Source organism: Acinetobacter sp. 742879 (assembly GCF_000588535.1).
GTDB lineage: Bacteria > Pseudomonadota > Gammaproteobacteria > Pseudomonadales > Moraxellaceae > Acinetobacter > Acinetobacter pittii.
On sequence record NZ_JFYC01000001.1, the window covers coordinates 353,296 to 365,078 of the forward strand.

The window sequence follows — 11,783 nt, forward strand, 5'->3', positions numbered from 1 at the left end:
ATGTCATTAGCCCAGCTGATCCAGAATGCATGGAATAAACAATCGAGTTGGTTGATTGCTTTGCGTCCATTGTCTTGCTTGTATCGGGCTGGGTTTTTACTAAATCGTAATCTTTATAATTCAGGTTTTAAGCAAATTTATAAAGCGCCCGTACCTGTGATGGTTATAGGTAATATCACAGTAGGTGGAAGTGGAAAAACTCCCTTGCTAATACAACTGGTGAATTATCTACAGCAGCATAATGTAAAAGTAGGGGTAATTAGTCGGGGATATGGGGGTAATGGTCCTTTTCCACTGCTGGTTACCTCGGGCGGCCAAGTAGCTCAAGCTGGGGATGAGCCAGCATTAATTGTTCAGGCTACAAGTGTACCAATGGCAGTAGGCCCTAATAGGCAGGCAGCAATAGAGTTATTGCTTGAGTCATCAGAAATAGATTTGATTATTAGTGATGATGGGTTGCAGCATTGGGCATTAGATCGACAGATCGAGTGGATTGTTCTGGATCAAAATCGTGGTTTAGGGAATAAAAAACTATTCCCTGAAGGCTATCTGCGCGAGCCTGTGGAGCGTTTAGAAACAGGAACAGTGATTGAGCATGCTCATAAACCTGCTACAGAATTAAACATGCATCTCGAGACAGGACAGCCATATTTACTTAACTCTTTATCTAATTCTAAACCAAGCTTTAATCTTGAGAATAATTATCATGCTGTAGTTGGTATTGGCTTTCCTCAACGATTTTATCAAACCCTTAAAGATCTAGGGTTGAAGCAATTCCAAGAGCATGCATTTCGCGATCATCATGATTACACAATCAATGATTTAATTTTTAATGACGAGCTGCCACTTATTACAACTGAAAAAGATGCAGTTAAACTATTACCATTACTTGAAAAACATCCTGAATTTAAACAATCTATTTGGGTAGTTCCTGTTAAAGCTGTCCTGTCTACACAGTGTTATCAGGTTTTAAAAATGCAATTGCAAGAACTTGATATTCAATTATCTTAGGAAGAAAAAATGAAACACATCGTCATTCCAGCACGCTTCTCAAGTTCGCGTTTGCCAGGTAAACCATTGTTGCTTATTCATAATCGTCCTATGATTTTACGTGTAGTGGATCAGGCAAAAAAAGTCGAAGGTTTTGATGATTTATGCGTGGCAACAGATGACGAACGTATTGCTGAGATCTGCCGTGCAGATGGAATTGATGTAGTTCTTACCAGCGCGGATCATCCTTCAGGTACAGATCGTTTAAGTGAGGTTGCTCGCATTAAGGGCTGGGATACAGATGATATTATTGTAAATGTTCAAGGTGATGAACCTTTATTACCAGCTCAACTTGTTCAGCAAGTTGCAAAACTTTTGGTTGATAAACCAAATTGTTCAATGTCGACGTTGTGTGAGCCGATTCATACTTTAGATGAGTTTCAGCGTGACAGTATTGTAAAAGTAGTCATGTCTAAACAAAATGAAGCTTTATATTTTAGTCGGGCTACCATTCCTTATGATCGAGATGGGGCTAAACATGATGAACCGACTTTACATTCACAAGCATTTCGTCATTTAGGTTTATATGCTTATCGAGTGAACTTATTACAAGAATACGTAACATGGGATATGGGGAAGCTTGAAAAGTTGGAGAGCCTTGAACAATTACGTGTTTTGGAAAATGGTCATCGAATTGCAATTGCTGTAGCCGAAGCCAATTTGCCACCAGGTGTGGACACTCAAGCTGATCTTGATCGCTTAAATAGTATGCCTGTTGAATCTTTTGAATAAGCGTTAATTTTTAATGAATCCGAATGTAACTTCAAAGATCTATCCTTGGCAGCAAACAACATGGGACACCTTGACAACAAGGTTTCCCAATATTGGACATGGTCTCTTGTTTTACGGCAAGCAAGGTTGTGGAAAACATGCTTTTGCTAAGCAGTTTTTGGCATGGGTACTTTGTTTAAATAAGCAGCCGCAGGGCCCTTGTGGTGAATGTAGTAGTTGCCAATGGTTAAAATCAGACACTCATCCCAATTATGTTCATATCACAACGGATGAAGAAAATAAAAAACAGAATGCAAAAATTAAAATAGAAAAGATTCGTGACTTACTACCTTTCGTACAACAAACGGGAGAAGGTTGGCGCGTTATTGTGATTGAGCCTGCAGAAGCACTTAATTTGGCATCTTCAAATGCTTTGCTAAAGACTTTAGAAGAACCAGGCGAGCGTGTTGTTTTAATTTTATTAGCTGATCACTATCTTAAACTCCCGGCCACTATTCGTAGCCGATTGCAACATTTCGCTTTAGATCGTATTTCATATGAGCAAGCTACTTCTTATTTGAATGAGCATTTATCTGAACTTGCGGAAGTACAGCCTGATTTACTGCTTGGCTTATCTAATGATATGCCTTTACAAGCAATAGAAATTGCTCAAAGTGACTGGTTTGCGAAAAGGCAAGTTTTCTTAAATGATTGGCTTAAAATTGTTGCTCAAAAAAATATGCCTTTATTTTTCTCAGGCAAATGGCAAAAAGAATTAAGTTTTAATGATTTTATAATGCTTTTTGAATACTTGTTGGGTGATTTAATTTGTGTCAAGCTAAACCAACCACAGAAAAATACTGATTTAGATTTTGATCAGTTAAGCCCATATTATGATTTAGAAAGCTTATTTAATATTTATAGTGAATTACAGCAAGCAAAGAAGCTTGTTGAGCAAAATGTACAAAGCCAACTTATTATAGATCAATTATTTATAACGTTAATGAATATTTAAGGGGAAAACTATGCAGCCGCAAATGGGGGGGATTATTCAGGTAAATATTCCTGATAAAGCTACTTTGCAAGCAAGCTATATGGGATATGTGCAAGGTGGAGGCCTATTCGTACCATCAAAACAAAAGGTAAAGATGGGACAAGAAATTTTCATTTTAGCGACTTTGCCTGAGCAGTCTCAAAAAATTCCTCTAACAGGTAAGGTAATCTGGATCTCCCATAAGCAAAGTGGATTTAAACCTCAAGGTTTTGCTATTCAGTTAAGCGGAGATAAGGGAATTTACTATAAAACTGAGGCAGAACGAGTTTTGGCTGGTAGTATGTCTCTAGATCGTCCAAGTTATACGATGTAATTAAATAGGAAAGAAAAGTGTTTGTTGATACGCATTGCCATTTAACGATGTTAGATTTAACGCCTTATAACGGTGATCTGGACCTTGCGCTTGCAGCGGCGCGAGCAGAAGGAGTGTCTAAGTTTATGGCAATTTCCGTTGATCTCGATGACCATATTGCACTATCTGAGATTGCAAAGAAACATGCAGATGTTGGTTATACGGTAGGTGTACACCCTTGTGAGGATGTGGACACAATGGCACGTGCAACAACTGAATATTTGGTTGAATTGGCTCAATCAGAAAAAGTATGGGCTTTAGGTGAAACTGGACTGGACTATTATCACAGTACAGATTTTATTGAAGAGCAAAAGATGTGTTTTGCAAGACATATTCAAGCTTCAAAAATTGTAAAAAAACCAGTTGTCGTTCATACCCGATCAGCAAAGCATGATACGGTAGATATTATCCGTGCTGAACACTCAACACATGGGATTCTGCATTGTTTTACTGAAGATTGGGAAACTGCTAAAGCTGTGCTTGATTGTGGTTATTACATTTCTTTTTCCGGTATTGTGTCATTTAAAAATGCTCAAGATTTACGCGATGTAGCTAAACAGGTTCCACTAGATCGCCTTTTAATTGAAACAGATAGCCCGTATTTAGCACCTGTCCCATATCGTGGTAAAACAAATGAACCAAAATATGTGCCTTATGTAGCCAAAGCGCTCAGTGATGTATATGATAAATCGGTTGAGGAAATTGCAATGATCACCTCACAAAATTTTGAGAACTTGCTAAAAGCGATTTAGGTTATAGAAACTATATAAGAGAGTAATTGCGTGAAGATGGATCGTCAGGCTCAGTTCCGAGCAAGAGAAGTATTAATATTTCAGGTTGCGGAACAATTATTGCTAGAAAATGGCGAAGCCGGAATGACACTTGATGTCTTGGCTGCTGAGCTTGATCTAGCAAAAGGAACTTTGTACAAACACTTTCAAAGTAAAGATGAGTTGTACATGCTGTTGATCATTCGTAATGAGCGTATGTTACTTGAAATGGTTCAAGATACTGAAAAGGCCTTTCCGGAACATTTAGCCTTTTTCATGTTGCATCATTTACATCATCCTGAGCGAACAGTTTTATTCCATCAAATTGAGGAAAAACTCTCAATCACTGCTCAAGGCGTACATCATCTTTTTCACGAACTTTATCAAGTGCGTAAACAAAGATTGCGAATTATCATTCGCATGACAGACCACTACTTAGAATCTATTCAAAGCAGTATGCCTACACGAGATTATCTTGCTTCTATTTGGTCATTAACTCATGGTGCGGCAGCTATTCTCAATTCAAGTTTTTATCAACGATATTTAGGTTCAAGAGACACTTTAAGAGTGGCTTATATTGATCAGGCTTTAGCCTTACCTAAACAAGCTGTTGAGCAATATGCTTAGGTCGATATGAAATCTCAATCACCACTTAAATCCCAAAAAGGTTTTACTCTCATAGAAGTGATGGTGGTGATTGTTATTATGACGATTATGACCTCTCTAGTTGTACTCAACATAGGTGGGGTTGACCAAAAGAAAGCGATGCAAGCAAGAGAGTTATTTTTGCTTGATATGCATAAGATTGGTAAAGAGTCGCTTGATCAGTCTCGTGTTTTAGCTTTATCTACTCTCAGTGAAACAGATGTTTCACCATTTTCTTATGAATTGTATGAGTATCACGATCAGAGTAAATTACAGGTCCAAGATTTAAAAAATCGCTGGCAGAAATATTCTGAGTTTAATACACGTCAGTTGCCTAAACATGTATCGTTTACAATACAACCTTTAGATGAGCAAAACTATTCAAAAGCTACGAATACCGATTTAATTGGAGGGCAGGCTCCCCAGTTAATCTGGTTCGGTAACGGTGAAGCTAAAACTGTGAAAATACAGTTTTACTTTGAACAAAAACCAATTGGTTCAGAAATACAAATTGATCATTTGGGTAAAATAAATGAAATCTAAAGGTTTTACTCTATTAGAAGTAATGGTTGCTTTAGCAATTTTTGCAGTAGCGGCTGTCGCGTTAACTAAAGTAGCCATGCAATATACTCAATCTACCTCAAATGCAATTCTTAGAACAAAAGCTCAGTTTGTAGCAATGAATGAAATTGCTTTAATGGAGATAAATCAGGAATGGCTTGAAGGTACTCAAAGTAAGCAAGTTACTTCTCAAGGCGAAACATGGCAGATTGACAAATCTGCACAATCTACAATTAGCCCGAATGTTCAGAAAGTTGATTTGCAAATTAGCTTATATGATTCTGATAAGGGCAAAGTTCAAAATGGTATTACTCACTTGGTGTTTTTTAATTATCCAATGAAAGCAAAATAATGATAAAGAATAAATGTTTTCGCTATCCAAGCACCGCTTCACGTCTTGCGGCACGATCGGAGCAGATGATGAGGGGTTACTCCGAGCAAAGCTCTTCGTCTTGCGCTCAGACAAAGCTTCGCTTTAAAGACTCTCACACTCGAAACATAGTTTCTCATCTTGCGACACGATCGAGCAGTGCTCGATTAACTCGTGCCTCAGGATTTACTTTAGTTGAGCTTTTAGTTGCAATTGCAATTTTTGCTATTCTATCTTTGTTGGGTTGGAAGGTTTTTGACTATTTATTAAAAGTTCGCGATCGTAATACTCAACATGAAGTGCAGCTATTTGAATTACAAGATGCTTATCAACAAGTTTTGCGTGATACATTGCAGATTATACCTTTATCGGCTAATCAGGGCGGGCAATTGCGTCCAGCTTTAGAAGTTGATAATCAAGTTCTTCGCTTTAGTAAGGCGGGGGTTACTGATCCATTAAAGCAAGGATTATCACCTTTTGAGCGTATCGAATATCGATATGATCCTGATCAAAAAAAGCTTTATCGCCTAAAATATAGTAACTTAAATGCTTCAAATAGAGAGCAGCCTTTATCAAGTACGCTGTTGAGCCAAGTTGAACAATTTCAAATTATGGTTTTGACACCTCAAGAAGTAACAAAGTGGCCTGAAGTTAATATTGACCCTACAAAACCTGATGAATTTAGGAAGTTGCCAAAAGGAATAAAAATGCAACTCACGGTTGCAGGTGTAAGTTATGAGTGGATTTATAGCTTAAACCAAGGTGACTTATCGCTCTCCAAACAGGGAGGTCAATAAATGTTACTCTATAAAAAAAATCAGCAAGGTGTAGCGTTACTCACAATTTTGATAATGGTTGCTTTGGCTACAATTTTAGCTGCCTCTATCGCAAAGCATCAAACTAATACGATGGAAAATACGGGTTATTTGATGCGTCAAAATCAGTCGTTACTCTATGCAAAAAGTGCAGAAGCTTTTTTTTCTGAATTATTAATTCAAGATGCAAATAATGCTGGTGGCATCGATCATTTAAAGGAAAGCTGGGCTCAGCCAATGCCACCTTTCCCAATAGAAGATGGAGCCGTATCGGGGCGCTTACTAGATGAGTCAGGAAAATTTAATCTAAACAATTTAACGACCAATGAAGGCAAGGTAAACGAAGCTGCTAAAAATTGGTTTGAGCGATTGCTTGTGCGTGTAGGATTGCCAGCAGAGTTAAGTCAAGCAGTTATTGATTGGCAAGATCCAGATGATGAACCAAGCGGCCCTATGGGGGCAGAAAGTAACTATTATGAAGGACTTGACCCTGGCTATTTGGCTTCAAATGCTAAATTTCATCGTATAGAAGAGTTGAAATTGGTAAGAGGTTTCGAAGGCAAGAAATATGATTTAATCGCACCATACATTTCTGCATTACCTGAAAATACAAAAGTGAATATTAATACCGCATCACCATTAGTATTAGCGAGTATTGATCAAAAATTAGATTTAGGGACTATAGAAAAAGAACTTCAATTACGCCAACAGAATTTAAAATTCTTTCAAAATATTGATGAATTATGGCAATTGAATGCTTTTTCAGCAGTTGATGCGCAAAAGAAAACTGAAGTTAATAGCCTTTTAGATGTGAAGTCGAACTTTTTTCAAGCACAAATCGAGGTTGTGTTGAATAATAGAAAAAGACAGTTTACAAGTGCTTTAATGCGCAGTGATAAGCAGGTTTATGTATATTCTAGAAATATAGCGCCTTTTAACTAATTGAAAAATTATGATTTATTTATTTTAGATGTTTTTTGAAGTTTGTAATTATAAATTTTTCTGAAGTTAAATATTAAAGTAAATATAAACTTTCTATATGTTTATATTCAATATTTCTTCATCAGTCTTATCATACTTTTTGCTAATTGTTTCTAATTGAAAAGTGGTGCGAAATTTTCGTCTTTTGCTTTATAATAATGTTCTTAGAAGGAATGATCGATTTGGCACATGTTAATTCGTAAGTTATTTAAGTTTGAAAATGCACATGTTGTACGTAACTGTACATCAGATCGTTGTAAGCGATCAATTCATGGACATAGCTATAAAGTTGAGTTATTGCTTAAAGCTTCGAAATTAGATCATGGGCAAATGGTTTATGATTTTGGACTCCTAAAAGGAGTAATAAAAGACCTATTCGACAGCTTTGATCACGCAATCTGTTTTTGGGAAAAAGATGATTCTCAATATATTGATGCATGCCAGACTTTTAGTGCTCGTTGGATTTCTTTACCTGTTTCACCGTCGGCTGAACAGTTTTCACGTATTTTCTTTTATCTAGCTCAGCAAGTTTTACAATCAACAGTCACTCAAAACGGGGAAGGTGACGTTGAGGTATATTCTGTTATTGTTCATGAGACTGATACTGGATATGCTCAAAGCTTTATTGAAGATATTCAAAACGAACAAATGGGTATTTTAAGTCTTGATGGAATTGTTTTTTCAGAACAAATTCAGATAGAGTGGGCAAATCCACAAATGTATGAGGACTTGAAAAAAGGGATTAAATTTAATAATCCTCAAGTTGATTTGCAAGTCGAAGTATAAATCGAATTACTTATTTTATTTGTAGAATTGAAAATTGATCTAGGATGACATTAATGCAATTAACTGAGCAACAGCAAGATAAACTCAGTAAAGTTCAATTAGAAGAAAGTTGGAAAAGATCTTTAGCACCTTTTCTATTAAGTCCTCAGATGGATAGTTTGCGCGATTTCTTATTTCAACAGAAACAAGCTCAGAAAATAATATATCCACCTAGTAAACAGATCTTTAATGCTTTAAATACCACACCATTGGCTGATGTGAAAGTTGTGATTTTAGGACAAGACCCATATCACGGGCCAAATCAAGCGAATGGATTAAGTTTCTCTGTTCAAAAAGGTATTGCATTACCACCATCTTTACGCAATATTTTTCATGAATTACATACAGATTTGGGTATTCCGGCTCCTCGCCATGGTGACTTAACAAAATGGGCTACGCAAGGCGTGCTTTTACTCAATAGTGTGCTTACGGTTGAGGCTGGACAGCCGACTTCACATCAAAAGCAGGGTTGGGAAGCCTTTACTGATGAAGTTATTGATGTTCTAAATGAACAGAGACAACATATAGTATTTATTTTGTGGGGTGCTTATGCACAGCGCAAAGGACAACGTATAAATAGAGATAAACACTTGGTTTTAACAGCCGCACATCCATCACCTCTTGCTGCAAATAGAGGGGGGTTTTTTGGATGCAAAGTGTTTTCAAAAACAAATCAATATTTGAAACAACATGGCATTGAGCCCATAGACTGGCAATTGGACGCATGATGAACTCTCCCAATGTAAATAACTATCACCCGGACTTGGTGGTTGAAGAAGCAAAAAACGGCTGGCGTATAGTACGATTGAATCGTCCTAAATCGTTACATGCTTTAGACGAATCAATCGTAACGGCATTATTGCGTGTATTTGAAGATTTCCGTGACGATGAACAGGTTAAAGCAATTTGGTTAGACTCAACTACACCAAAAGCTTTTTGTGCAGGTGGTGATGTTAGAAAATTACGCCAACTTGTTATAAATCAAGAAGTCGATACCGCAAATAAGTTCTTCCAGCAGGAATATGCTTTAGATCTACTTTTACATAATTATGCTAAACCGGTTGTGGTTTGGGGAGAAGGTTATGTAATGGGCGGTGGTTTAGGCTTGTTTATGGCTGCACCATTCCGTCTAGTGACGCCATATTCACGTTTAGCAATGCCTGAAATTAATATTGGTTTATATCCTGACGTTGGTGCGAGCCGTTTCTTGGCAGATCGTGGTCCAATAGGTTTGTTTACGGGTTTAACCGGTTCAATCATGACTGCTGCTGGGGCGTATAGCATCGGTTGGGCAACACATATTTGTGAAGCTCAGCGTGATAATGTTTTGCAAAAAGTTTTAAATATTAATTGGGCTCATTATCCTGCAGGGGATTTCCGAGCAATTGATGATACTTTAAATAGTTTGCACCGTCCTGTTGCGGCAGGGCCATTGCAAAACTCACTTTATGTAATTCATAGCGTTTGCCGTGGTTTTAATTTTGAACAAGACTATCAAGCTATTGTTAGTTTGCGTGATGCGAGCAGTGATTGGTTACGTCAAGCGAGTGAGAATTTGCAAAAAGGATCTCCTAGTACCGCGGCAATTACTTGGTTACTGTGGCAATGGGGCAAACAAATCCACTCATGGGATGAGGTCTTTGATCTAGAGGCTCAGATTTCTGAGTGGAAAATCCGTCATCCTGACTTTGTGGAAGGTGTTCGTGCACGCTTAGTTGATAAAGATTTATCACCTGAATGGAAACCATGTGACGATCTAAGCTTGAGAGGTATATTGGCTGATTGTCCACCAGTAACTTCAATTGATAGCTGGAATGCCTTACTTAGACAACACGGTGTGATCACCTAAAATAAATGACTGAATATAGTGATGAATACTGGATGCAGCTTGCTTACGAGCAAGCTGAATTAGCTGCTCAGCAGGGTGAGATCCCCGTTGGCGCGGTTCTGGTGAGCCAAAATCGAGTAATTGGAGCTGGTTATAATGCTCCAATTACTTTATTAGATCCAACTGCACATGCAGAAATTCAAGCTATCCGTGCAGCGTGTTCCTCTTTAGAAAATTATCGATTACCTGAAGATACGACTTTATATGTCACTCTTGAGCCATGTACTATGTGTGTAGGTGCGCTCGTACATGCAAGAATTAAACATGTAGTTTTTGGTACGCCAGAACCTAAAGCAGGTTCTTTGGTGAGTGCACGTCAGTTATTACAGCAAGGTTATTATAATCATAGGTTTACATTTCAGAATGGTTGTCTACAAGAAAAATGTGCTCAACAGCTTAGCCATTTTTTTAAACAAAGACGTGAGCAAAAGAAACAAGAGAAACAACAAAACGTCCTTAAATGATTAAAAATTAACATGCTCTTATGGCAAACTAACCCAGTTTTAATGTCATGATTCTATTTAATAAGGACGATCCAATGCGTAATGTAATTACCGTAGAAAAAGAATTTAATGCTCCTCTTACTGATGTATTTAATTTGCTCTCTAAGCATTCAACTTACAATACTGCTTTTGCACCTTTACAAGTTGTGCGTGTTAAAGACTCCGCAGATTCTAAAAGACCTGATGGTTTAGGCTCAATTCGACGTATGGGATTTGGTCCAATTAAGCCACTTAAAGAAGAAATTACATTGTTGGAAGAAAATAAAAGTATTGAGTATAAATTAATAGACAATCCTTTGATTAAACACCATTTAGGCAGAATCGAGTTTTCTGAGATTACTCCATACATTACCTTAGTTACATACCGCATCGAGTTAACGGCAAAAGCGCCAGTGGTCAGTAAATTAATCCTTGCACAGCTAAAACTAGCCATTACACTAGGCTTTTCGAGATTAGCTAAAGCATTTGCTTCTTAGTGAGAGTTCAATGACAGTTCAAATTATTACTATTGATGGTCCGAGTGGTTCGGGTAAAGGAACATTAGCCGCAAAACTTGCAGCACATTATCAATATCATTTACTCGATTCGGGTGCCTTATATCGTTTATTAGGGTTGTCATTACATAAACACGATTTATTAGAGAAATTAGACAGTCAGCTTGATGAGTGTATCCAATATGCACGTCAACTGGACATTAAATTTGAAACATCTACCTCAGGGATTTTGGTCTTCTTGGATGGAGAAGATGTATCTCAAACAATCCGTACAGAGCGAGTTGGTGAGTACGCTTCAAAAGTTGCAGTGGTTCCAGAGCTTAGACAGGCACTATTTGAAAGACAAAGAGCTTTTGCGCAAAGTCCTGGTTTAGTTGCAGATGGCCGTGATATGGCAACATCTATCTTTCCAGAAGCTAATGCCAAAATTTATCTGACAGCTTCGGCTGAGTCACGTGCTGAGCGAAGAGTAAAACAGTTGCAGGGTATGGGGCTAGATGCTAAAATAAACGACATTTTAGCTAATATACAGGCACGAGACAAAAGAGATATGGAGCGAGAAGTCGCTCCACTCAAGCCAGCCAAAGATGCTTATATCATTGATAGTTCGGAATTAACGATCGATCAGGTATTTAAGTTAATGGTTGATTATGTCGATAGCCATACTATTTAGTAAATAGAATTATCAGTTGAAGCATAGCTTGATCAGTCTATAAAGACTATGTTGATACTTAACTAAACCGGCCTTGTCTGATCCAAGACCG

15 protein-coding genes and 1 pseudogene are annotated in these 11,783 nt (G+C 37.6%); all 16 read left to right on the forward strand.

The annotated features are described in order from the left end of the window. Positions 1–1,011, forward strand: coding sequence for a tetraacyldisaccharide 4'-kinase (gene lpxK / locus J690_RS06480; RefSeq protein WP_032034859.1), 1,011 nt, complete (start codon positions 1–3; stop codon positions 1,009–1,011). Between the two features lie 9 nt (positions 1,012–1,020). Continuing rightward, entirely contained in the window at positions 1,021–1,782 is a 762-nt protein-coding gene (gene kdsB / locus J690_RS06485; protein ID WP_032034862.1) for a 3-deoxy-manno-octulosonate cytidylyltransferase, read from the forward strand. A 13-nt stretch (positions 1,783–1,795) separates the two neighbouring features. Next, positions 1,796–2,776, forward strand: coding sequence for a DNA polymerase III subunit delta' (locus J690_RS06490; protein ID WP_032034864.1), 981 nt, complete (start codon positions 1,796–1,798; stop codon positions 2,774–2,776). A 10-nt stretch (positions 2,777–2,786) separates the two neighbouring features. After that, the gene (locus tag J690_RS06495; RefSeq protein WP_002121335.1) at positions 2,787–3,128 is read left to right on the forward strand and encodes a PilZ domain-containing protein; all 342 of its coding nucleotides are present in this window, start codon (positions 2,787–2,789) and stop codon (positions 3,126–3,128) included. A 17-nt stretch (positions 3,129–3,145) separates the two neighbouring features. Continuing rightward, on the forward strand, positions 3,146–3,919 hold the full coding sequence (locus tag J690_RS06500; protein WP_032034866.1) for a TatD family hydrolase: 774 nt from the start codon (positions 3,146–3,148) through the stop codon (positions 3,917–3,919). Between the two features lie 36 nt (positions 3,920–3,955). After that, the gene (locus J690_RS06505) at positions 3,956–4,564 is read left to right on the forward strand and encodes a TetR/AcrR family transcriptional regulator (protein WP_005069536.1); all 609 of its coding nucleotides are present in this window, start codon (positions 3,956–3,958) and stop codon (positions 4,562–4,564) included. A 6-nt stretch (positions 4,565–4,570) separates the two neighbouring features. Beyond that, on the forward strand, positions 4,571–5,125 hold the full coding sequence (locus J690_RS06510; protein WP_002121405.1) for a type II secretion system protein: 555 nt from the start codon (positions 4,571–4,573) through the stop codon (positions 5,123–5,125). Then, positions 5,115–5,495 (forward strand): type II secretion system minor pseudopilin GspI, encoded by a 381-nt coding sequence (gene gspI, locus J690_RS06515; RefSeq protein WP_002121425.1) that lies wholly within the window; start codon positions 5,115–5,117, stop codon positions 5,493–5,495. The genes J690_RS06510 and gspI overlap by 11 nt, the downstream gene beginning before the upstream one ends. Beyond that, positions 5,495–6,310: a type II secretion system minor pseudopilin GspJ gene (gene gspJ, locus J690_RS06520; protein ID WP_032034869.1), complete on the forward strand. Its 816-nt coding sequence runs from the start codon at positions 5,495–5,497 to the stop codon at positions 6,308–6,310. The genes gspI and gspJ overlap by 1 nt, the downstream gene beginning before the upstream one ends. Further along, complete coding sequence (gene gspK / locus J690_RS06525) at positions 6,311–7,270, forward strand: type II secretion system minor pseudopilin GspK (RefSeq protein WP_032034871.1); 960 nt, start codon at positions 6,311–6,313, stop codon at positions 7,268–7,270. 228 nt (positions 7,271–7,498) lie between these two features. After that, positions 7,499–8,095 carry a 6-pyruvoyl trahydropterin synthase family protein gene (locus J690_RS06530; protein WP_002121363.1) on the forward strand — a complete coding sequence of 199 codons (597 nt, stop codon included), beginning with the start codon at positions 7,499–7,501 and terminating at the stop codon, positions 8,093–8,095. A 53-nt stretch (positions 8,096–8,148) separates the two neighbouring features. Further along, entirely contained in the window at positions 8,149–8,862 is a 714-nt protein-coding gene (gene ung, locus J690_RS06535; protein WP_005069527.1) for a uracil-DNA glycosylase, read from the forward strand. Next, on the forward strand, positions 8,859–9,983 hold the full coding sequence (locus J690_RS06540) for an enoyl-CoA hydratase/isomerase family protein (RefSeq protein WP_081405078.1): 1,125 nt from the start codon (positions 8,859–8,861) through the stop codon (positions 9,981–9,983). Before ung ends, J690_RS06540 begins: the two co-directional genes overlap by 4 nt. 5 nt (positions 9,984–9,988) lie before the next feature. Next, positions 9,989–10,490, forward strand: a pseudogene (tadA, locus tag J690_RS06545) (tRNA adenosine(34) deaminase TadA). A gap of 70 nt (positions 10,491–10,560) precedes the next feature. Next, positions 10,561–11,001, forward strand: coding sequence for an SRPBCC family protein (locus tag J690_RS06550; protein WP_014206600.1), 441 nt, complete (start codon positions 10,561–10,563; stop codon positions 10,999–11,001). A 10-nt stretch (positions 11,002–11,011) separates the two neighbouring features. Next, positions 11,012–11,692 carry a (d)CMP kinase gene (gene cmk / locus J690_RS06555; protein ID WP_032034876.1) on the forward strand — a complete coding sequence of 227 codons (681 nt, stop codon included), beginning with the start codon at positions 11,012–11,014 and terminating at the stop codon, positions 11,690–11,692. The last annotated feature ends 91 nt before the right edge of the window (positions 11,693–11,783 follow it).